Annotated in this window: 28 protein-coding genes; 10 read left to right on the plus strand and 18 right to left on the minus strand. The window is 35.8% G+C overall.

What is annotated here, in order from left to right; all coding sequences use genetic code 11:
• Window positions 1-11: 11 nt before the first annotated feature.
• Window positions 12-464, minus strand: a complete 453-nt coding sequence (gene nrdG, locus CN288_RS22470; RefSeq protein WP_026591629.1) for an anaerobic ribonucleoside-triphosphate reductase activating protein — start codon at window positions 462-464, stop codon at window positions 12-14.
• Window positions 461-2,317 carry an anaerobic ribonucleoside triphosphate reductase gene (locus tag CN288_RS22475; protein WP_098303133.1) on the minus strand — a complete coding sequence of 619 codons (1,857 nt, stop codon included), beginning with the start codon at window positions 2,315-2,317 and terminating at the stop codon, window positions 461-463. Before CN288_RS22475 ends, nrdG begins: the two co-directional genes overlap by 4 nt.
• A gap of 226 nt (window positions 2,318-2,543) precedes the next feature.
• Here CN288_RS22475 and plsY point away from each other — a divergent pair, with 226 nt between their 5' ends.
• Window positions 2,544-3,137: a glycerol-3-phosphate 1-O-acyltransferase PlsY gene (gene plsY, locus CN288_RS22480; protein WP_026591631.1), complete on the plus strand. Its 594-nt coding sequence runs from the start codon at window positions 2,544-2,546 to the stop codon at window positions 3,135-3,137.
• 108 nt (window positions 3,138-3,245) lie between these two features.
• Window positions 3,246-3,536 carry a HesB/YadR/YfhF family protein gene (locus CN288_RS22485; RefSeq protein WP_026591632.1) on the plus strand — a complete coding sequence of 97 codons (291 nt, stop codon included), beginning with the start codon at window positions 3,246-3,248 and terminating at the stop codon, window positions 3,534-3,536.
• A gap of 30 nt (window positions 3,537-3,566) precedes the next feature.
• Here CN288_RS22485 and CN288_RS22490 read toward each other — a convergent pair whose 3' ends face one another.
• Entirely contained in the window at window positions 3,567-3,986 is a 420-nt protein-coding gene (locus CN288_RS22490; protein WP_026591633.1) for an acyl-CoA thioesterase, read from the minus strand.
• A 108-nt stretch (window positions 3,987-4,094) separates the two neighbouring features.
• Between CN288_RS22490 and CN288_RS22495 the strand changes: the two genes are divergently transcribed.
• Window positions 4,095-5,387 carry a glycosyl hydrolase family 18 protein gene (locus tag CN288_RS22495; protein WP_026591634.1) on the plus strand — a complete coding sequence of 431 codons (1,293 nt, stop codon included), beginning with the start codon at window positions 4,095-4,097 and terminating at the stop codon, window positions 5,385-5,387.
• A 15-nt stretch (window positions 5,388-5,402) separates the two neighbouring features.
• On the opposite strand, the gene tlp is transcribed toward CN288_RS22495, so the two are convergent.
• From tlp to CN288_RS22520, 5 genes are all read right to left on the minus strand, one after another.
• Window positions 5,403-5,627 (minus strand): small acid-soluble spore protein Tlp, encoded by a 225-nt coding sequence (gene tlp, locus CN288_RS22500; RefSeq protein ID WP_026591635.1) that lies wholly within the window; start codon window positions 5,625-5,627, stop codon window positions 5,403-5,405.
• A 105-nt stretch (window positions 5,628-5,732) separates the two neighbouring features.
• Window positions 5,733-5,867, minus strand: coding sequence for an acid-soluble spore protein SspN (gene sspN, locus CN288_RS22505; protein WP_003199081.1), 135 nt, complete (start codon window positions 5,865-5,867; stop codon window positions 5,733-5,735).
• Between the two features lie 43 nt (window positions 5,868-5,910).
• Window positions 5,911-6,054, minus strand: a complete 144-nt coding sequence (locus tag CN288_RS22510; RefSeq protein ID WP_081811010.1) for an FbpB family small basic protein — start codon at window positions 6,052-6,054, stop codon at window positions 5,911-5,913.
• Between the two features lie 156 nt (window positions 6,055-6,210).
• Window positions 6,211-7,158 (minus strand): 3'-5' exonuclease, encoded by a 948-nt coding sequence (locus CN288_RS22515; protein WP_098303134.1) that lies wholly within the window; start codon window positions 7,156-7,158, stop codon window positions 6,211-6,213.
• A 117-nt stretch (window positions 7,159-7,275) separates the two neighbouring features.
• The gene (locus CN288_RS22520) at window positions 7,276-7,851 is read right to left on the minus strand and encodes a redoxin domain-containing protein (RefSeq protein ID WP_090691750.1); all 576 of its coding nucleotides are present in this window, start codon (window positions 7,849-7,851) and stop codon (window positions 7,276-7,278) included.
• A gap of 203 nt (window positions 7,852-8,054) precedes the next feature.
• Here CN288_RS22520 and CN288_RS22525 point away from each other — a divergent pair, with 203 nt between their 5' ends.
• From CN288_RS22525 to CN288_RS22535, 3 genes are all read left to right on the plus strand, one after another.
• A complete protein-coding gene (locus CN288_RS22525) occupies window positions 8,055-8,645 on the plus strand; it encodes a DUF4306 domain-containing protein (protein WP_098303135.1) in 591 nt (196 codons plus the stop codon).
• Between the two features lie 314 nt (window positions 8,646-8,959).
• Entirely contained in the window at window positions 8,960-9,172 is a 213-nt protein-coding gene (locus CN288_RS22530; RefSeq protein WP_098303136.1) for a hypothetical protein, read from the plus strand.
• Between the two features lie 14 nt (window positions 9,173-9,186).
• A complete protein-coding gene (locus tag CN288_RS22535) occupies window positions 9,187-9,522 on the plus strand; it encodes a hypothetical protein (protein ID WP_098303137.1) in 336 nt (111 codons plus the stop codon).
• 205 nt (window positions 9,523-9,727) lie between these two features.
• Here CN288_RS22535 and acnA read toward each other — a convergent pair whose 3' ends face one another.
• On the minus strand, window positions 9,728-12,451 hold the full coding sequence (gene acnA / locus CN288_RS22540; protein WP_098303138.1) for an aconitate hydratase AcnA: 2,724 nt from the start codon (window positions 12,449-12,451) through the stop codon (window positions 9,728-9,730).
• A 286-nt stretch (window positions 12,452-12,737) separates the two neighbouring features.
• Between acnA and sspO the strand changes: the two genes are divergently transcribed.
• Window positions 12,738-12,887 carry a small acid-soluble spore protein O gene (sspO, locus tag CN288_RS22545; RefSeq protein WP_026591642.1) on the plus strand — a complete coding sequence of 50 codons (150 nt, stop codon included), beginning with the start codon at window positions 12,738-12,740 and terminating at the stop codon, window positions 12,885-12,887.
• A 42-nt stretch (window positions 12,888-12,929) separates the two neighbouring features.
• Here sspO and CN288_RS22550 read toward each other — a convergent pair whose 3' ends face one another.
• Both CN288_RS22550 and CN288_RS22555 read right to left on the minus strand, forming a co-directional pair.
• A complete protein-coding gene (locus CN288_RS22550; protein ID WP_026591643.1) occupies window positions 12,930-13,658 on the minus strand; it encodes a polysaccharide deacetylase family protein in 729 nt (242 codons plus the stop codon).
• A 47-nt stretch (window positions 13,659-13,705) separates the two neighbouring features.
• Entirely contained in the window at window positions 13,706-13,969 is a 264-nt protein-coding gene (locus CN288_RS22555) for a hypothetical protein (protein ID WP_026591644.1), read from the minus strand.
• A 116-nt stretch (window positions 13,970-14,085) separates the two neighbouring features.
• On the opposite strand from CN288_RS22555, the gene CN288_RS22560 reads away from it, so the two are divergent.
• The gene (locus CN288_RS22560; protein ID WP_000414451.1) at window positions 14,086-14,229 is read left to right on the plus strand and encodes a small acid-soluble spore protein P; all 144 of its coding nucleotides are present in this window, start codon (window positions 14,086-14,088) and stop codon (window positions 14,227-14,229) included.
• Window positions 14,230-14,372: 143 nt separating this feature from the next.
• A complete protein-coding gene (locus CN288_RS22565; protein ID WP_026591645.1) occupies window positions 14,373-14,753 on the plus strand; it encodes an Hsp20 family protein in 381 nt (126 codons plus the stop codon).
• A 76-nt stretch (window positions 14,754-14,829) separates the two neighbouring features.
• Here CN288_RS22565 and CN288_RS22570 read toward each other — a convergent pair whose 3' ends face one another.
• Entirely contained in the window at window positions 14,830-15,222 is a 393-nt protein-coding gene (locus CN288_RS22570) for a hypothetical protein (RefSeq protein ID WP_026591646.1), read from the minus strand.
• 135 nt (window positions 15,223-15,357) lie between these two features.
• Here CN288_RS22570 and CN288_RS22575 point away from each other — a divergent pair, with 135 nt between their 5' ends.
• Entirely contained in the window at window positions 15,358-16,560 is a 1,203-nt protein-coding gene (locus CN288_RS22575; protein ID WP_026591647.1) for a serine-tRNA(Ala) deacylase AlaX, read from the plus strand.
• Between the two features lie 107 nt (window positions 16,561-16,667).
• On the opposite strand, the gene CN288_RS22580 is transcribed toward CN288_RS22575, so the two are convergent.
• The 6 genes from CN288_RS22580 to CN288_RS29795 all read right to left on the minus strand — a co-directional run.
• Window positions 16,668-17,765 (minus strand): acetyl-CoA C-acyltransferase, encoded by a 1,098-nt coding sequence (locus CN288_RS22580; protein ID WP_098303139.1) that lies wholly within the window; start codon window positions 17,763-17,765, stop codon window positions 16,668-16,670.
• Window positions 17,758-19,224, minus strand: a complete 1,467-nt coding sequence (locus CN288_RS22585) for an acyl-CoA synthetase (protein ID WP_098303140.1) — start codon at window positions 19,222-19,224, stop codon at window positions 17,758-17,760. Before CN288_RS22585 ends, CN288_RS22580 begins: the two co-directional genes overlap by 8 nt.
• Window positions 19,225-19,307: 83 nt before the next feature.
• The gene (locus tag CN288_RS22590; RefSeq protein ID WP_090691729.1) at window positions 19,308-19,883 is read right to left on the minus strand and encodes a biotin transporter BioY; all 576 of its coding nucleotides are present in this window, start codon (window positions 19,881-19,883) and stop codon (window positions 19,308-19,310) included.
• 189 nt (window positions 19,884-20,072) lie between these two features.
• Window positions 20,073-21,692: a long-chain fatty acid--CoA ligase gene (locus tag CN288_RS22595; RefSeq protein WP_098303141.1), complete on the minus strand. Its 1,620-nt coding sequence runs from the start codon at window positions 21,690-21,692 to the stop codon at window positions 20,073-20,075.
• Between the two features lie 241 nt (window positions 21,693-21,933).
• A complete protein-coding gene (locus CN288_RS22600; protein WP_026591652.1) occupies window positions 21,934-22,137 on the minus strand; it encodes a hypothetical protein in 204 nt (67 codons plus the stop codon).
• 376 nt (window positions 22,138-22,513) lie between these two features.
• Window positions 22,514-22,655, minus strand: a 142-nt coding sequence (locus CN288_RS29795) for an RNA-guided endonuclease InsQ/TnpB family protein (RefSeq protein ID WP_141527998.1), incomplete at its 5' end; no start/stop codon positions are given.

Genomic DNA, 22,655 nt, shown 5'->3' on the forward strand with positions numbered 1-22,655 from the left:
ATCCCGCCTTTTTACTCTTTCAATCGAATAATACGTTGATTGGAGCTTCCGCGAAATGGAAGTGTCAAGTCTCTTTTTTCAATTTCAAACCTTCCATCGACAAGAACATCCCCATAATGTAACAACTCTATCATATCATTATTTTGAGAACTCTGTATCTCTTCTAATGTATAACCTGTGTAAATCCATAAGTTTTTTTTCAAAGCCTTCACCGCTTTTGCTACCTTCTTCACTTCAGCAGCTTGAAAAAATGGATCTCCACCTGAAAATGTTACATCAGTAAGCACATTTTTGGCAATCTCTTTTACAATTTCTTCTACGGTCATTTCAGTACCATTACAAATATTCCATGACTTAGGATTATGACATCCTAAACAACGATGCGGACAGCCCGCAAAAAATATGACTGTCCGCAATCCTTCTCCATCTACTACACTATCATGAATAATATTCATTACTCTCATTTATGTTTCACCCGATCTGCTTCTTCACTGCGCTTTGCACTATTCCATTTGGACATATCTCCTACAAGATATCCTGTTATACGGCGAATTCTTTCTATTTCATTCTCATCCTCGGTTCCACAACTTGGACATTCATTTTTGATGACACCATGATAGCCACAGCATTTACAACGATCCACAGGGTGATTTATGGATCCATATCCGACCCCATACTCTGCCATCGCCTGTACGATTTGTTTCAATGCCTTTTGGTTATGAACCGCCGCTCCATCTAATTCAATATACGTGATATGTCCACCATTACAAAGTGTGTGAAACGGTCCTTCTAAACGTATTTTATCAATTGCTTGAATGTTATAATAAACCGGAATATGGAATGAATTTGTATAATAATTATGATTTGTCACACCACTAATGGTTCCAAATTCCTCTCGATCTTTTTTAACAAACTTTCCTGATAACCCTTCTGCAGGTGTTGCAATTAAGGAGAAATTCAGCTGATGTTCTTTCGTGGCTTGATCCATCTTCTGTCTCATTAATGCCACAATTTCATTTCCAAGATTCCATGATTCTGTATCTTCCCCATGATGTTTTCCTGTTAAAGCAACTAAACATTCTGCAAGACCGATAAAACCAATACTTAACGTTCCTTGTTTTAAAATTTCAGCAACAGAATCTTCAGGGTGTAGATTTTCTCCGCCTCTCCATATTCCTTGTGAATATAAAAAGTGAAAATCTCTTGCCTTCTTCGTACATTGATAAGCAAACCGTTCGAGTAGTTGACGAATACCAAGGTCTATATAATAATTTAAAGCTTCAAAAAACGCTTCTTGTGAACCGCTAATTAATGCTAATTTCACCAAATTAATAGATGTAAAAGATAAATTCCCTCTACCAATCGCAGTCTCTTCTCCATGAATATTAGACATAACACGAGTTCGACACCCCATATAACATACTTCGCTTTCTGGACGACCATCATAATGCACTGCATTAAATGGTGCATCTAAAAATGAAAAGTTCGGGAATAAGCGTTCTGCTGTCGTTTCTAATGCCAATTCAAATAAATCATAGTTCGGATCATTTTCTTCAAAATTGACACCTTTTTTTAGTTTGAAAATTTGAATAGGGAAAATAGGTGTTTCACCTTTTCCTAAGCCAGCTTTTGTCGCCCGTAATAATTGTCTAACTAACAACCGCCCTTCTTTTGATATATCTGTTCCATAGTTAATTGAAATAAACGGAACTTGCCCACCGCCCCGGCTATGCATGCTATTTGAATTATGAATAAAAGCTTCACACGCTTGATACGTATCATTCTCTGTTTCTTTCCATGCAAACTCTTCTACTTGCTCTTTTGTTAACGGATACGCCCCTAATCTTTTCTTATTTCTTTCAAATGTTTTTCTCACATATGGTGCTAAATCCATATCAAACATGGCAAAGGATTGACCACCGTGCTGCATGTTTTGATTGGCTTGAAGAATAATCGAAGAAAGTGCCAACGCACTTTTAATATCTTGTGGTTGCCTCATATGTCCATGCCCTGTATGAAATCCGTTTTCAAGCAGTTGTGCTAAAGGAATTTGCGAACACGTTGTCGTACCTGTCGCATAAAAATCCATATCATGTGGATATAATATATTTTGATTGATTGCTTTTTTTACTTGTTCAGAAAGCAAATGTTCCACTGCATAATATTTTGCACTCTCAGATGCAAATGTTCCCATCATTCCCATAGGGGATCGTCCATCAACATTTGCATTTTCTTGCATTAAATCCTGTTCATTCCCGTGGACAATTGTTTCAAACATCTTCACTAATTCTTCTCCACGCTCACTTTGTTTCATCATTTCTAAAACCTCCAACTACATCTTGTTCATTCACTAACAAAATGATACAACATATAGTCTTGATCAATCTGTGAGAAATGTAACATTCCTGTGAAAGTTTTTTTAAGAAACTTTGAATTTTTCATTTACAAAAAAGAAATGTGCTCTTTACAAATGTATGGTACAATATACGGGAAAAACTCTTTTTACCCTTTATCAACACATTTGAATAAAGGAGACTGAACTTATGCTTACATATCTTTTATTTATCGTTGCGTATTTACTTGGCTCGATTCCATTTGCACTTGTTGTTGGAAAAATTGGTTACGGAATCGACATTCGCGAGCATGGTAGCGGTAATTTAGGAGGAACGAATACATTTCGGACACTAGGGAAAAAAGCAGGCTTTATCGTTACAATTGCTGATATTTTAAAGGGAACGTTAGCGACAGCTCTGCCGTTAATTTTCGCCTTAGATATCCATCCCCTTTGGTTTGGATTGGCTGCAGTTCTTGGACATGTATACCCAATCTTTGCAAAATTCCGCGGAGGAAAAGCAGTTGCAACTTCTGCTGGCGTACTCTTATGTTATGCGCCAGTCATCTTTGCGATATTAGCCGTTATCTTTTTCACCCTTCTATTTACAACGAGATACGTATCACTTTCTTCTATGGTAACAGCTGTTGTTGCTGTTATCGCATCAATTGTTACTGGGGATAAAATCTTTATTGTTGCAATGTGTTTATTAGCTGGTATGGTTATTTATAGACACCGTGCAAATATTGGACGAATTATAAATAAAACTGAACCGAAAGCAAATTTAACAAAGAAACAAAAGTAAGGTTGCAACCCACATAACGCAAAAAGAAAACGCAAAGCATATTAATAGCGTCTTTTTGCGTTATTTTTTATACTATAGAAAAAGCAACATAACTTGGAGGAACTATACATGAACCTTTCTGTAACAAATGAAGCAGTAAATTGGTATAAAGATGAATTAAACTTACAATCTGGCGATACAATTCGCTTTTTCGTACAATATGGTGGTTGTAGTACTGTTCAAAAAGGGCTTTCTTTAGGAATCCGTAAAGATGACCCTGCGCATCCTGCTGTTCAAATTCAAGAAGAGGGTATTACTTTCTTTGTTGAAGGTGATGATGAATGGTTCTTTGATGGACACGACCTAGCCGTTACCTTTAATGCTGGGGATGACTTTCCACAATTTAATTATGAAAAATAAAAAAGCGCGTGGCGAAATCCACGCGCTTTTTTATTTTTTCTTAATCTCTTCATACTTCGCATACCACTCAGGATATAATTTCTTAAAGGATACGGGACGAAAACCATCTTTTTTCGCACAAATATTTGTTGTTGTAGCGGTAATACAAAGGTCTCCATCACCATTATAAATTTCATATCCATATGTAACACGAAGTGGACTAACTGAATCAATCCATGTTTTCACAATTGCTCTTTCTCCATAACGCATTGCTTTCCGATATGAAATTTGTAAATCTAACACTGGAGAAATAACTCCTTCTTTCTCCATTTCAATATATGAAAACCCTAATTCCTGTATCAATTTTGTACGCCCTAATTCTAGCCATACTAAATAGTTTGAATGGTAAACCACACCCATTTGATCTGTTTCCGCATAGCGGATTTCAATTTCGTGTTCTGCTACAAACATATCATAATCTCCTTCTCACTTCTGTTTCCTCACATACATTTAATCATAATACAGTGAAATCAAAAATAAAATAGAAACGGTGGATCTTTTACTGAAAGGAGCGAGTATATGATTCAAATTGTAACCGTTCGTAGCGGTGATAGCGTATATAGCTTAGCGTCAAAATTTGGTACTACGCCCGAAGAAATTGTAAAAGACAACGGACTTAATCCAGCTGAAACACTTGTTGTCGGTCAGGCACTAATTGTAAATACGAAAGGAAATAATTATTACGTACAACCTGGAGACAGCCTTTATCGAATTTCTCAAACATATAACGTTCCTCTCGCCAGCCTAGCAAAAGTTAATAATCTATCATTAAAATCTATTCTCCATGTTGGTCAACAATTATATGTCCCAAAGGGCTCCAAACGAGAGATAGAATCTATCGCCTATTTGCAACCTTCCACAATACCTATTAAAGAAAGCTTAGTAAGTGCTACACGGGCTATTAATCCTTTTTTAACATATTTAGCTTATTTCAGCTTTGAAGCACAAAGAGATGGTACTTTAAAAGAACCAACTGAAACCGCTAAAATTGCTGAGCTCGCTAAGCAAGGACAAACAATCCCAATGCTCGTCATTACTAATATCGAAAATGGAAACTTTAGCACCGCATTAGCATCTATTCTTTTAAGAAGCGCTACCATTCAAAATAAGTTTATTACTAACATTCTACAAACAGCTGAGAAATACGGTATGCGTGATATTCATTTCGACTTCGAAAATGTCGCTCCAGAAGATCGCGAAGCATACAACCGCTTTTTACGAAATGTAAAAACAAGATTACCTGAGGGATATACATTAAGTACGACACTTGTACCAAAAACGAGTTCAAAACAAAAAGGAAAGTTTTTTGAAGCACATGATTATAAAGCACAAGGGGAGATTGTTGACTTTGTTGTGATTATGACTTATGACTGGGGATGGCAAGGTGGACCACCTATGGCAGTTTCTCCTATTGGCCCTGTAAGACAGGTAATCCAATATGCAAAATCCCAAATGCCCCCGCGAAAAATTATGATGGGACAGAATTTATATGGTTTCGACTGGAAGCTCCCCTTTAAGGCAGGAAACCCTCCTGCAAAAGCTGTTAGTTCTGTTGCAGCTGTTGCACTTGCTCGTAAATATAATGTTCCAATTCGTTATGATTTCACAGCACAAGCACCGCACTTTAATTATTTTGATGAAAATGGCGTGCAGCACGAAGTATGGTTTGAAGATGCTAGGTCTGTTCAAAGCAAGTTTAATTTAATAAAAGAACAAGGCATTCGCGGAATTAGCTATTGGAAAATCGGACTCCCTTTTCCGCAAAACTGGCGTTTACTTACTGAAAATTTCTCAATTATAAAAAAAGGCTGACAACTGTCAGCCTTTTTACCCATTATTTTCAGATTCATCTTTTATTTCACTTTTCAATGAATCAATACTTTCTAAACGGCGTTGGTTTTTTGCTTCAATTGCAGCACGGTCTTTTTCATTTGAAACTTCTGCAGTTTCTTTTGCCTCATTAAAATTATCAATCGTATTTTGTACCATCTCTTGCAATTTTTCTACATTATCACTTCTGTCATCTGGATTTGCTTTATATTGCTCTGACATATTGTTTCCCTCCTAATTAAGATATATATACATATTAGCTTTCCAAAAACGAATTAGATTATGTATACACATAAAAAAAGGAGAATGAAAACATTCTCCTTTTCTTTAACCGTTATCCACAATCGGTTGTTTCCCTGTCTGATCTTGCATTTGCTTCCCTTTATTTCCACCAGCTTTTTTTGACTGTGTTCCAATGTGATCTGGTGTAAAATCTTTTGAGTTCTTTTTTGGATTTCCCATAACATTCGCCTCCTTACCACTAGTATCATACTAGCGGTAAGAATTATTCAGCCTGCTTAAAAAGTTGCATTTCATAACGCTTTTCAATCCGTTCTTCAATCCGTTCAATTGCATCACGATCGCTTAACAGTTGCCTTTTATTTTCCTTCACAAGTTCTTCAAACGTTTGCCGACGATTTCTTCTCATGCTGTTCATCCTTTCTCCTTCTCTTTCTTACTAATTAGTATGAGCAAATGAAAAACTCTTTAATCAGATTTGTAAGAAAATTTTATGTTTTGTTAAAGAAAAGTCTATTATGCACAAAAAAATCCATTCGCAGTCCTTGGACAACGAATAGATTTTTCATTTCATTATACTCAAATATTTCTTAATCGCTTCTTCTGCATTCACTTGATTTTCTTTATACTCGTGTAATGTTCGTAACACTGAATCATATTCAGCCAAAATATAGCTCTCTAACTTCATAAGGTCATCTAAACTTTCAATCATTATTCTCGTCATACCTATTTCACTTTTTAAAGCCGGTTCACATTTTAAGCTAGTAGATATCTCTAGCACGTCTTGTTCTGTTTTTTCAGTTAGTACATATTTTTTTCGCCCTTTTACTTTCATCCTCACAATTGGATAAAAAGCTTTAATATCTAAATAATTTCCGACACTTACATAACGGATCCACTCTACATCGCGATTATGTTTCATAAGCATTTCTTTTATTAATGTGCATACTGCCTCTTCTTCAATCAGCTCTTTTTTCATTTTCTTTTGTCCTTCTTCTTGAATAGCAGCACATTTTCGATATACGGCCGCACATGTAATACAGTCATCAAGTGCATTATGGGAACTCAAACGAATTCCAAGCATTCTTTTTAAAGTTTCCAACTTGTGATTTGGGGCATGCTGCATATATTTTTTCGATAAAAATACCGTATCAATTACTTTATTTTTAGGTTCTGGCAATCTAAGCCTATTTAGATTACTCTTTAAAAAACGCATATCAAACGAAGCATTATGAGCAACAATCGTATCTTTACCTAAAAACGCTAAAAATAATGGCAACACTTCCTGAATCGTTGGAGCATCTGAAACACGATAATTTGTAATCCCTGTTAGACTGGTAATCCGACTTGGAATAAACCTCTCTGGATTTACAAAAGAAACAAATTGATCTACCAGCTCATGATTACGGTATCGAACCGCCGCCACTTGAATTATTCGGTCATTATAAGGATTAAATCCTGTCGTTTCAAAATCAATCACAACATAGTCTGCTGGCAAAGATAAATGTCCCACAACATACTCTCCTTCATGATTATTATCGTTCAAATTTCTTTTATCATATCATGAACAAGCTGTTTGATGAAAAAGAAAAGACAGAAATGGCCTTTTGCCATTCCTGTCTTCTTCATATTATTTTAGTTTTGCAATTCGTTTCTCCATTTCTTTTTGTGTCATCGGCCCGATAAATTTATCTTGAATCACACCTTTTGTATCCACAAAATAAGAAGTTGGAATGGTAATTACTTTATATGTTGTTGTAACAGTTATATCCTTATCAAGTAAAACAGGAAAAGTAATTCCTTTCTCTTCTGCAAACCGCTTCACTTTCTCTTCTCCGTTAGCACCTTCAGAAACCGTATAATTTACAGCAAGGATTTCCACACCATCTTTATGCTTCTTATAGAAAGCTTCCATATCCGGCATTTCCTGCTGACAAGGTCCACACCATGTTGCCCAGAAATTTAAAATAACTTTCTTTCCTTTCAAATCCGATAATTTTACTTTTGTCCCATCTAATTTTGACAACTCAAAATCCGGTGCATTCTTTCCTACTTCAATTCCATTCTTTGCAATGACCTCTTTCATCGTTGCTTCACTTTTCACCGACTCTTCCCTTACTTGTTCTTCATTTTTTCCAAATTGCACATATACTGCGTAACCAGCTAAACAAAGTAAGATGATAATAACCGTAAATTTTCGCCACATATACATCACCCTTATAGTTTCAGTCATTTATCATTTCATTTCAAAAATAATAATCGGATTTACACTTTATTTTAGCTTATACGGACAAGCTTGGAAATATTCTCCTGATAAATAAATAGAATATTCTTAATCAAAAACCGAAAACCCTCTCTTTTTATCATATAATGATAATAGTTATAATTTGGAAGGGGGTCTGATTATCTATGAACAAAACCGTTTTACATTGGTTACAATACATTTTCATTCTTCCCATTTTATTTTTCTCATTATTTATCACAAGCTGGACTGCCAGCTATTTAACCATTTCAGAGGACTGGAAAGAACACCTCGTCTTCACTCCAAAAACAGCAGAAGACTCCAATCAAACTTATGAAATTGATAAACTACTGTATGTCTTTAAGTACAGTCCAGTTTTTACTACAATTTTTGTATTATCAATTATCTATTTAATAGGAATTATGATAACTCGCTATTTATACTATAGAAAATATAAAACCGGATTCATTGGGTTACAACTCATGATTGTTCTTCCTATTTTTCTTTATACATTACTTGTCACTCATTCTATAGGTACCATGATTGCTGTGGAAAAGAATTGGGAGAAATACTTAGTCTTTTCACCGGCATCAATTACAGATGTAAATCAAATTTACTATATTGATAAATTGTTATACACATTGCAAAAATCGCCTACCTCTTGCATAATTTTCATTCTAAGCTTTCTTTATATAATCGGATTAATCGTTTTTAAAATTTTTACTCAAATGCGTTTTCACAAACGTATACACACATGAGGTGATACTCTCCCATCTCGTGACTTTTATTTTTGTTATTTTACCATTATTATCTATTGTTTTGGGAATCTTACTCTCTCAGTTGAAATGGCCTTCTGCTGTTATTTCTTTTGTTATTCCACCTATTTTTCGTTATTATATCTGGATGGAATTCACGTGAAATCCCCCTCAATTTCAATGCTTGGATACTTTATAGGACCTTCTATTCCGTTCCCTCTTATGTTATAGAAATATTCAGAAAATTAAAAACCACAATAAAGAAGATGCTTGTATTTTTTTCTAAAAATGACTTCATTAAAAAAAGGAGGGTTCTTATGCACTCATTTGAAAAAGCTATTCTCTATGTTTTTAGTTTTATATTCTATCCTATTGGTATTATCGCGTGGATTATCTCCCTATTTAGTAAAGATCCTGCAAGAAGAAAAGCCGGCCGTGTTTGCATTTATACAGCTTTGGTATCGTTTATTTTATTCACCACGCTTGGCATTATTAGCTTTTACTCAATTACTTCAATCTCTAGTTCTTAATAATGATAGGCAAGATGAATGCTACGGGAGAGCATCTAATTAGTAAAGAACTACGCTATATGCGCATATGTTTTGTCATCTTAATTATAATCCTTATATTTTTTGACAGAGGAAAGGTTGTTGAAGTTTCTACAAACCACGATTCTTCTCCAGTTGATACACTAACTAGTAATATGATTCAAATTGCAGAAAATGCATTTGCTTATAAGAAGAATGATCCTGCAAGTGGTGATAGACATACCCTTAAAATATTTAATTATAATCCTGAAACAACTAAAATGACATCAATAAAAGAATTTAATACGGTAGATTCTTCTACATACGACTATCAACTCAATAAAGCGAAATAAATTATGATATATCATGAATGTATTCCACTAATACAAACTCGTACAACCTTACCCAATTAGGAATGTCTGAAATAACCAATGTCTCTAATTCTCCTTGCTTCATCCCTTTTCTTTCATTTTCACATAAAATTAGGAAGCTAACCTCAGTCAGCTTCCTAATTTTGATTAAAAATATTTACTTTTCTCTTTTACTACAATAACTTTATTAGTTTGACACTCTAGACTCTTCAATTTTCTCACGAAGAACCATTTGCAGAATACCACCGTGACGATAGTAGTCGATTTCAACTTCACTATCGAAACGTGCTACTACTTCAAATTGTTTTTCATTTCCTTCTGGGTCAATTGCAACTACTTTTACAAGGTCACGTGGTTTAACTGTTTTGTCGATTTGAATTTCAAATGACTCGTTACCAACAAGACCTAGTGTTTCTGCACTTTCGCCATCTTTAAATTGTAATGGCAATACACCCATTAGTACAAGGTTACTACGGTGAATACGCTCAAAGCTTTCTGCGATAACTGCTTTAATACCTAAAAGGTTAGTACCTTTCGCAGCCCAGTCACGAGAGCTTCCCATACCGTAATCTTTGCCAGCAACTACAAGAAGTCCAGTACCGTCTTCTTTGTATTTCATTGCAGCATCATAGATAGATGTTACTTCACCAGTTGGCCAGTAAGTTGTATATCCACCTTCTGTTCCTGGTGCGATTTGGTTTTTAATGCGAATGTTTGCAAATGTACCGCGCATCATAACTTCATGGTTACCACGACGAGAACCATAAGAGTTGAAGTCAACTGGCTGTACGCCATTTTCTAATAAATAGCGACCTGCTGGTGTATGTTTACCAATTGAACCTGCTGGTGAAATATGGTCTGTTGTTACAGAGTCTCCAAATTTACCAACTACACGTAAACCTGAAAGTGTTTCTACTTCACCTGGTTCTTTTGATAAACCTTCAAAGAACGGTGGGTTTTGAATGTATGTTGAGTCATTGTCCCAAGTATATAATGCTTCATTTGAAGTTTGGATTTCATTCCAGCGTTCATTGCTGTTAAATACTTGCGCATATTCTTTTTTGAACAGTTCAGATGTTACGACGCTTTGAACCACTTCTTCAATTTCTTTCGCTGATGGCCAAATATCGTTAAAGTAAATAGGATTACCGTTTACATCTTTACCAATTGCATCATTTTTCAAGTCGATATCAACTGTACCAGCAAGCGCATATGCCACAACAAGTGGTGGTGATGCTAAGTAGTTCGCTTTTACAAGCGGATGAATACGACCTTCAAAGTTACGGTTACCAGATAAAACTGATGTTACTAATAAGTCGTTTGCTGCAATTGCTTCTTCTAATTCTAGTGCTAATGGACCAGAGTTACCAATACAAGTTGTGCAGCCGTAACCAACTGTTTGGAATCCTAATTGATCTAGATATGTTGTTAAACCTGATTTATCTAAGTACTCTGTAACAACTTTAGATCCTGGAGCTAATGATGTTTTTACATAACCAGGTACTTTAAGACCTTTTTCAATTGCTTTTTTCGCAACTAAACCTGCACCAATTAATACATATGGGTTAGATGTGTTTGTACAGCTTGTAATCGCAGCGATTGCAATTGCACCTGTTTTCATCGTTACTTCTTGATCTTTTAATGCAACTTTCACTTCTTTATCGAATTCTTGTTCATTGAATCCAAGTCCTTGCGTTCCAACTGGTGCCACAACTGCTTTATGGAACTCATCTTTCATATTTGAAAGAGGGATTAAATCTTGTGGACGTTTTGGTCCTGAAAGATTAGATTCAATTGTATTTAAATCAATTTCAACAAGGTCTGTATAAATTGGATCTTTGCTGTCTGCTGTATAGAATAAACCGTTTGCTTTACAATATTCTTCAACAACGCGTATTTGTTCTTCATCTCTTCCTGTTAAACGTAAGTAATCTAATGAAATCTCGTCAATTGGGAAGAATCCGCAAGTTGCACCATATTCTGGTGCCATGTTTGAAATTGTCGCACGGTCAGCTAAAGGCATGCTCTTTAGTCCGTCACCGAAGAACTCAACAAATTTACCAACTACACCCTTTTTACGTAACACTTGCGTTACTTTTAATGCAACGTCTGTTGCTGTTGTACCGCTTGGAAGTGTACCAGTTAACTTCACACCGATAACTTCTGGTACTGGGAAGTATGAAGGTTGTCCAAGCATCCCTGCTTCTGCTTCAATACCACCAACGCCCCATCCAAGAACGCCGATACCATTAATCATTGTAGTATGAGAGTCTGTTCCAACTAATGAATCCGGGTATGCAACTAATTCGCCTTCAGCATTCTTCACAGCATGAACAACTGGTGCTAAATACTCAAGGTTTACTTGGTGTACAATACCTGTTGCTGGTGGAACTGCACGATAATTATCAAATGATTTTTGTGCCCAGCTTAAAAATTTATAACGTTCTTCATTACGTTTAAACTCTAAGTCCATGTTGAATTCAAGCGCGTCAGCTGTACCCGCTCTATCAACCTGTACAGAGTGATCGATTACAAGGTCTACAGTAATTTCTGGATTAATTTTATCAGGATCTCCGCCCATATCTGCCATCGCTTTTCGAAGTGAAGCCAAATCAACGACAGCTGGAACACCTGTGAAGTCTTGTAAAATTACACGAGATGGTTTAAATGGAACATCGATATCTTGAACATCTTTTGTTCCCCATTTCGCTAAATTTGTAACATGCTCTTCTGTAATAACACGTCCATCAACTTGACGAAGTACAGATTCAAGCAAAACTTTAATTGAATATGGTAATTGCGATACGTTGCCAACCCCTGCATTTTCAAGCGCTTTTAATTGATAATAATGATACGTTTTTCCATCTACTTCAAATGTTTCACGAGATTGAAATGGATTATGTTTGACCATTATGTTTCCCCCCTGTTAAACGTGACTGAGTTGTCTGAATATAAAATGTAGACAAACTTTTCAATACCTTACGATAATATCTTATTACAACTTTCTAAATAAGTAAATAATAAGAAACTTATAGTTTATCATAAGTTTTCTTTATCTCTGGAAATTTGAATAGTCCTCGCTCTCCTTATGAATACTATTACCATAAAGTAAAGCTTTCTCTTTGAGCATTACTTTACTGTTCATACATGTACCATTATTTGTTTTTATAAAGAAAATATTATAGGGGTGAAACGAAATGGGTAAACGTAAAGCTAACCATGTAATTCAAGGAATGAATGCTGCATCAGCACAAGGACAAGGGGCTGGCTATAATGAGGAATTCGCCAATGAGCCATTAACACCAGCTCAGCGTCAAAATAATAAAAAACGTAAAAAGAATCAGTAGTAAAAACCCCAAAAGGAGTACCTTTTGGGGTTTTTACTGTTTTTAATGTTTGTAACGTAACAACTCCGAAACTTTCACAAATCGATACCCTTCCTTTTGAAGAGCCGGCAAAATTTTTGCCAATGCAGCTACAGTTTGACCGCGGTCACTCCCACCATCATGCAATAATACTATATCTCCACTCTTCGCATTTGTTACGACATGTTTCACAATAGACTCAGTACCCGGATTTGCCCAATCTCTCGGATCCTGATGCCATGACCATAACACAATTTGATACCCGGCTTCTTTTGCTGTTGCAAATACCGCATCATTAATATATCCGCCTGGTGGACGGAAAAGCATCGGCTCTTTTACCCATTTTTGCAAATATTTTTTCCCCGCTAAAATATCATCTTTTAATTTTTCATCAGATGCGCTTCTAGCATATAAATGATTCATCGTATGGTTTCCAATTTCATGACCTTCCTTCAGCACCTGCTTAATTAAATACGGATTCCGCTGAATTCGAAAACCAATCATAAAAAAAGTTGCCTCAGCTTTATATTGGTGTAATAACTTTAATACTTGCGGTGTGTATATAGGATCCGGGCCATCATCAAACGTAATTGCAATTATTTTCTCGTTATTTGGTACTTCCCATGTCACATAACCTGTAGGCTCTAATTCTTTTCTCATTAACATTTTTGCTTCTACTTTGTCCACTTGAAATATATGTACTACACAAATTAAACAAATGATTATTATTACAGAAATTTTTCTTTTCAACATATTGACTCCAGAATTGAACAGGTTGTTGAAATCATACAACAACCTGTTCAATCATCTAACTGATCCACATCTCGCATAATATTTTGTAAATTACTTTCAAACTGTTCAAGTTGTGGACGTTGTGTTTCAGATGCTACTTCTAATGCATTTTGGATTTGTTCATATGCCTCTTGTACTTCTTGTCGTAAATGTTTTAAATCCTGACCATAATTCGGATCATTTCTCACGATATTATTGTATAAATTTTCCGCTTGTACGACTCCTTGTTGCGCGGCTTGAAAAGCTTGCTGTTTATCTTTATGATACGGCATATGCTTTCCCCTTTCTGTTAAAGTTAGTCTCACTTATCTTTACCGTTTTTCATAAAAACATTCTCGTATAAATTTACAAAGTTCTCTCATTCTAAATATAAGAGGGAGGTGACAACATGGAAAAAAACAATAGCAAGTCCATTCGTCAAAATACCAAAAAAGGACAGCCTTCTGGGCAACCTGAGCCTTTAAGTGGATCTCATAAAGTAAAAAATCGAAATCATTCAAGACAAAAAAATCACGCACATCACGATATGTAAAAGAAGGACAATGCATATGCATTGTCCTCCTTGCTTTAGCCACTTTCAATAAACTCATTGACATATTTTCCAGTTTACTTTTCACCTCTAATTTCTTAATGCATATTATAGTATGAATTGAGACTTTACGGAGGGTGTCTTACATGGGCAAGAAAAAGAAAAATTGTCTTTTTCGTGTTGATGGTTTTGAAGAATGGATGGATCAATTTTGCTCTGATTCATACGACAACTTTAGTTTCCCTAATCACATCCACATTGATCTTTGTGAAACAGAGCAAGAGTACATTTTAGAGACTGATATCCCTAATGCTTCAGAACAAAATGTACTTATAAACAAGATGGAGACAGGCCTAACAATTCATATATTCCATAAGAATTCATCCTTACAACGAACAATTTCTTTACCTACCAATATCATTTATAAGAAAATGCTAGCCTGTTTAGAAAATGGGTTTCTTTCCATACACATTTCCAAAACCGAATTTGCAAATAAATATGAGAAAAAAGTACTTTTTTTAAATTAAAACGTTATATAAAAAGCAGGGTAAGAAAAGTTCTCTCCCAACTTTTCCTATCCTGCTTTTCTTTTAATACCTATAATTATACCCTAGCTGTTCTAGATAACTCCATGTCAATACCATATGTAAACTGTAACTCTTTGCAAACATCCTTGATTAGGATGTCTACATTATACTTATCATTAAATTCAAGGACCGCAGTTTCTACTTCCTCATACGTATATTTGTATTCACCAGTAATGACACTTTTTAAATCAAAGCATTCATTGATACAAAGCTGAACGAGAAGCTGATCATACATAGCGGACACATCTTCTTTTTTCCATAATAGTTCTTTTACATATAACCGATCAAACATCACGCTTTCTCGATTACATTCCGTTAAAGTCCGGGTCATTGCATGTAATTCACGATATAGTTCAGAAATATTTGTATTGAGACGAATCAATTTGTCTACGCCATTTTCGTACAGCATTTCATCCACCCCCGTATGTTCCTTTTTCCTATTATAGCAAGAAAATTCTAAAAATAGGTTTTTTCTTCTGAAATATTAGGAAACTTATTTAGATTGTTTTACAATAAATCTAGTGAAATAGAAAGGAGTACGAAAGTGAATAAAAAATTATACTACACCGATGCCTATCAGCAATCATTTACAGCACAAATTATAAAACAGGACTATGATAACGCAGGAAATTTATATGTTACTTTAACAGAGTCAGCCTTTTATCCAACTGGCGGCGGCCAACCACATGACACAGGAACATTAAATGATGCTTCCGTCACCAATGTTGAGGAAGTTGAAGACGAAATTCGTCATTTTATATCAAATGAATTACATACAAAAGAAGTGATAGGTGAAATCAATTGGCAACGTCGTTTTGATCATATGCAACAACATACAGCACAGCACATCCTATCTGCTGCCTTTTGGGATCATTTTGACATTCCTACAATTGGTTTTCATCTCGGAAAAGAAACAATAACAATTGATTTAGACACGCCTGAACTTTCGGTAGAAACAGCTACTAGCGCACTCCAGATCGCAAATCAAATCGTCTTCGAAAACCATCCTATCCATATCAAATGGATGAATTTAGAGGAAGCAAAACAGTTGCCTCTCCGAAAAGAACCAACCATTACAGAAAATATTCGTGTTGTAATGATTGAAAACTACGATTACAACGGGTGTGGCGGTACACATCCAAAATATACAGGTGAAGTGGGACCAATTCATATAATGGGCTGGGAGCGAAATAAAGGTGGCATCCGTTTAACATTTGTTGCAGGATGGCGTGCACTCAAGTTATTGGGACATTATCAACAAATTATTAAAGACGTTTCCAAACAGTTAAACAGTAGTGAAAATGATATTTCAAATAAAGTAACCCAGCTGCTTACCTCTCAGAAAGAAAGTGAAAAAGCACTACAAACTATGAACGAAAAACTACTATTCGTAGAAGCAACTGAATTACTGCAAGAATCCCAAAACATACATGCTGGCACACTCATTTCTAAAGTCTTTAGAAATCGTTCCATGCAGGAAATCACGAAATTATCAGCTATTATTACTGAACAAAATGAACACTCGATTACATACCTGGTTACTGAAAGCGGAGAAAAACTACAATGTGTTCTTGCATGCGGAAAAGAAGTAACAGCAAACATGAATACAATTTTAAAAAATGCTCTCCCTGCTATTGAAGGAAAAGGCGGTGGTAATCAAAAAAGTGCTCGCGGCGGCGGTAAAGCAGTTGTTACAGGAGAAGCATTTTTAGCACAACTTATTCATTTATCACAAAAAATTGTTTGAAATAAAATATAAAGGATAGCTTGATGCTATCTCTGCTTGGAATGAAATAAAATCAAAACCTGGAAGTAATGTTTATAAACCAAAAAAAGTAGAAAACTAGATTTTTTCTAGTATTCTACTTTCTCAAATAATAGAGCAAGCCCTATTCCTCCACCAATACCTAATGTTGCAATTACGTATTGTGCCTTTTCTCTTTGCACTTGGTGGAATAAACGAGTCACAAGCATCGCTCCTGATGCACCGTAAGGATGACCAAGAGCAATTGCTCCACCGTTCACATTTAGCTTTTCATATGGAATATGTAGTTCTTGTGCACACGCTACAATTTTCGCAGCAAAAGCCTCGTTCATTTCAATATAATCAACATCGTCTATTGATAGATTCTGATCTTGTAATAACTTTTGCACAGCAAATATAGGCCCACTCCCTGGCAAATGCGGATTCACACCAATAACAGTACTATGAACAAACCGAAGAATCGGGTTATATCCAAGTTCACGAGCCTTCTTTTCCTCCATTACGAGTACAGCACACGCTCCATCATTCACACCACAAGAATTTCCTGCTGTCACTGTTCCTTCTTGTAAAAAAGCCGGCCTTGTTCTCTTTATCATTCGTTCATAATTCATTCCGTACTTTATCGTTTCATCCTCCGTTACATTTGAAGAAATCGGAAGGATTTCTTTTTGTAAATATCCCTTTTTAAGTGCTAGCAATGTTCTTTGATAACTGAAACGAGCATATTTATCTTGCATGTCCCTTGTAATTTTATAATGTTCTGCTACATACTCTGCTGCCACTCCCATATCTGGGTCTCCAATAAAATCAGGTGAAAAACGAGCTCTATTCGGGAAGGAAGATGTGCTTGTGCTTTCCACCCCTCCAGCAATATAACAATTACCTGCCCTGCCTTGAATAAGGTGACAAGCCATTCGAATTGCTTCTAATCCTGCACCGCACTGGCGATCTATTGTTACACCTGGTATTTTATAAGGAAGCCTAGCTTCAAGTGCTGATAACCGCGCAACATTTCCACCTGGTCCAACAACGTTTCCCAATATTACATCATCAATTTCATGCTCTATTCCTTTACTTAAGTGCGCCAGTAAAGGTGCTGCCAATTGCTGAACCTCATATCCTTTCAACATTCCATTTTTCTTACCAATCGGCGTTCTCTTTCCATCTACAATAACAGCTCTATTCATAAACTTTCTCCTGCTCTTCAATGATCCTTTTTACTACTTCACGAGCAATTTTTCCACTACTTGTATGAGGGATTTCATCAATAAAATACCACTCTCTTGGAATTTTAAATGATGATAATCGTTGTAAGCAAAAACTTTTCAGCTCTTGCTTTGTAGCTTTCCCCTTCACTATCGCAACAGGCTTTTCGCCCCAATATTCATCTTTCATACCAATAATTACAATTTCTTCAACATGTGGGTGAGTAGATACTACACTCTCTATCTCCTCTGGAAAAATATTTATACCTCCAAATAAAATCATGTTTTTTTCTCTACCCACTATATATATAAAACCTTCCTCATCTTGATACCCTATGTCATGTACAGTCATCCAACCATCTTTTGTAACTTGACAAGATAGATTTCCATTCAGTAAATATCCCATAAAAAACTGATTACTTTTCACATAAACTGTTCCAATTTCACCTTGCTTTAATTCTCTACCCTTTTCATTACATATCCGAACTTGCACATTATGACATGGCTTTCCAACTGAAGAGGCTTTTCTTTCACTTTCTACATCTGTTAGTGCTGTAACAAAACTTAATTCAGAAGCACCATAAAATTCATATCTTTTTGCATACGGAAATACGGCTTTTACTTTCTGTTTTGCTTCAGTTTCCCATTTTGCTCCTGAAGAAATTATTTTTATTTCTTGCTCTATAATACTTTCTTCTTTATATAATGCCTCTAGCATCGTTGGAACGGTATACATCACTGAAATCTTCTCTTGTTTTAATATAGATAACACACGATTTGGAATGAACTTTTCTACTAGATACACTGTTTGTCCTAAATATAGTGCACTTATTGCTCCGTATAAAAAAAGAGAGTGCACCAATGTACCCGCAAGCAAAACAATGTCATTATTTTTCATATGGAAATCATGCAAATTGCAATCAAAGCTATGAACCCAAGAATCCTGTGCACGAAGAAATGCCTTTGCCTCGCCAGTTGATCCCGATGTAAACCCCATATAGAAAGGGAGATTTTGTACACTTTCTGAAGAATGATACGTATTTAACTGATTACCCACCAGCGGATTCCATTCATTGATAGAAAGTACAGTTCCATTTATTCGTGGCAATTCATTCATGTTACATTGCTCAGCCGCAATGACAATAGTTGGATTTGCTAACTTCAACCTTGTTTCAAGTTCATCCTGCTTCCACTTTAAATCAAGTGGCACACAAACCCATCCTGCCAATGCAGCACCTGCAAAGATTTGTAAAAATTCAATACGATTCTCTAATAAAATCGCAACCGTTTTATTCATAGTTTTTTCTTTATTGAGCCAATTTGCAACTTGGCAAACAGATTCATGCCATTCTTTATATGTTATTCGTCTATCTTTTTCCTGGATCGCTATTTTATCCGGATGTATACAAGTATGTTTCCTATAAGGCGATGCAATCCCCACTACTATTCATCCTTTCCTTTCAGATAACAAAAAGAAACACGCTAATACGTGTTTCCTAGATTTTATAAAGTCTCTTACGTTCTTTAGCTAGCATTTGAGATTTTAGCATTCTTTACAGCAGGCGTAATAATATGTTTCAGTGAACGATGTAATCTAGGTACAAGAAATGCTGCAATCACAGCTTTAATGAAATCACCTGGCAAAAATACGACACTTACTTTAATCGCTTTCCATACAGAAATATCCATGATAAATGATTGAACAGTCACGCCAAATATATAAACAACTAGAATTCCACCAATTATATTAATGAAAAATACTTTTATAACAGATACATGACGTAAGCGTTCTACAAGGTACCCTATCACGAATGCTCCAACAACGTATCCAATTAAATAACCTGCACTCGGACTAACAAATACACCTGGACCACCGCGACCACCAGCTAATAATGGCGCTCCTACTCCAACAACAAACAAGAAAACCATTTGACTTAATGCCCCAAGGCGAGATCCAAGCAATCCTCCTGCAAGCATAACACCAAGAGATTGCAATGTAATAGGAACAGGTGTAACAGAAAGCGCAATTGGTGGTATCAGTCCTAACACACCCATAATTGCACTAAATAAAGCGACAAAAACTAAATTCTTTGTATTCATGTATTTATTTCCCCTGTTTGTAAACTATAAATTATGATAGGATAACATATCATTGGAGTTATCTTACCTTTTCTCTTGTATTATTGTCAACAATTTTATAATTTTAGTTAACAATTAAAACCACTATAAACAGGATTCATGTATAAGAAGAAGCGACTCCTGCTGATGGGAGTCGCCTCTTCTTATACATTATTTTTCGCTACTTTTATGCAAATTCTCTAGTTCTTTTCGTAATGTTTGTTTTAAAAATTTCCCAACCGATGTTTTAGGAATTTCCTCCATAAACACAATATCATCTGGCAACCACCACTTTGCAAACTGTGGTTGTAAAAATTCATATAATTCTTCTTTCGTTACAGACCTATTTTGGTTTTGTACAACACATGCAATAGGACGTTCCTGCCACTGAGGATGAGGAACCGCGACAACAGCAGCTTCAAATACCGCCTCATGTGCCATTAAAGCATTTTCTAAATCTACAGATGAAATCCACTCACCCCCACTTTTAATCACATCTTTTGTACGGTCAACAATTTTAACACAGCCTTCCTCATCAACTGTAACAACATCCCCTGTATATAACCAACCATCACGGAATCCTTCTACAGTGCGTTCATCGTTATAATAACTTGCAGCAATCCACGGTGCCCGTAAGCACAATTCCCCCATCTCAGTTCCATCCCACTTCACTTCTCCGTTTACTCCAACTACTTTCATCTCAACACCTGGCACAAGATATCCTTGTTTTGATCGAATTTCAAGTTGGTCTTCGTAAGATAAATTTGTCTCATAACTTTTTAACCTTGCAAGTGTCACAAGTGGACTTGTTTCAGTCATTCCATATGCATGGACAAATGGTACATTATACTTTTTCTCAAATGCTGCAATCACACTTTTAGGAGCTGCAGCACCCCCACATAAAATCCGTTTCATACTTGATAAATCGTAACGATTATTTTCTAATTCCTGCAAAACACCAAGCCAAATTGTTGGTACACCAGCAGCCAAAGTTACTTTTTCATTCTGTATCATTTCAAGCAAAATTTTCGGTGTAAACATTGGACCAGGTAACACTTGTTTCGCGCCAAACCACGTTGCCGCAAAAGGCAGCCCCCAAGCATTGACGTGAAACATTGGAACAATTGCCATTGCTGCATCACTTTCAGATAATGCTGCTGTATCCGCGAGTCCTAGCGCCATACAATGCAGTACTGTACTACGATGCGTATATACAACACCTTTTGGGTTACCTGTTGTCGCAGACGTATAACACATACCTGCTGGTGTGTTTTCATCAATATCTTTTAAGAATGAAAAATCAGGATCTCCTTCTGCGAGTAGTTGTTCATAGTGATAAAGAGGTTCTAATGAAGTTTCTGGAAGTTCTTTTTTATCACTCATAATGATGTATGCTTGTACAGTTGATAATTCACCTTGAATTTTTTCAACAAGTGGTACAAGATCTTCATCAATGAGTAAAATACGATCTTCTGCATGTCTAATAATATAGGAAATATGCCCAGGAGATAAGCGAATATTAATAGTATGCAAGACAGATCCAATGCCCGGAATTGCGAAATACGCTTCTACATGTCGATGATGATTCCAAGCTAAGGTTCCAACTCGTTCCCCTTCTTTGATCCCTAATTTTTTTAACGCACTAGAAAGTCTTCTCGTTCGTTCTCCTAATTGCTTGTATGTTAAAGTTGTGATCGTATCATGTGTACGCGAGACAATTTCTTTTTTTGGAAACAGCTTTTCTGCCCTTTCTATCATAGAACTAATTGTTAATGGTACATTCATCATCATATTTGTCCCAACCCCCCGTTAAAGCGTTTTCATTTTTAAGTATTATACCAAACTTTCATGTTCTAAAGTTTTATTTTTCTGTATTTTCTGAATTATTTCCGAAGAAATAATTCAGCTTCTCTCATAATTGAAAAGAGAGTGGCTACATGAGAAACCTCCTCTCTTTATCTTTTGATAATATGTATCGAACGTAATATCAATCGATTCTTATAAAGACTTGGATATAGATACTTTTCTTCTATCATAGTGGTTTCTGCTTAAATTTTTGATAATTTCGTACTTTCATTAAAAGTACACTTCCACAATCCGTACAAATATAAGCATCAACTGGAGAAGAAGTAAACATTGTCTCTTTCTTTCTTATTTGTGCATATCCAACAAACTCACCTTCTCCAATATTGGTAGAACCACAATAAGAACATGTATCTACCTTCATCTTTCGCATGAGAGCACCACCTTTGTTCTGTTTCTACTCCCTTCGACAGTAATCTTCCATTTTCCTTCCACAAAAAACTTCCTACTTCTCCTAAATTTTGAAAGGAAAAATAGCATTAGAGTCGTATTCTTACATCGTAATTTCCAGCACAATGGCTGTCATATCTTATTAATCCAAAAACGAATTCATAGCGCTTTAAAATCACCTTGTAAATTATTTGTTGGTCAAGCACATTTTAGGAGCGTAAGTCAAAACAATATGGAACACTGTGGTATGAACATTGCTTATGCAAAATCAATTTGGACTCTTGAACTACCCCCACTTAACAGTCTAACAAACTGTTTGAAGTGAGGGATTCCTACGAACACCAAAGTATCCTTCGGCTTTATAAGTAGGCAATCCCCGTAGCCCCTATGGTTAGAAGCCTTAAGGCCTCTTTTCTCAAATTTTGTCCTGCGTTGGCATCTCTATCATGATGCATACCACAAGAAAGACACTTCCATTCATGCAACTCTAGATCTTTCACG

It is taken from the genome of Bacillus sp. AFS023182, assembly GCF_002560575.1.
Classification (GTDB): Bacteria; Bacillota; Bacilli; order Bacillales; family Bacillaceae_G; genus Bacillus_A; species Bacillus_A arachidis.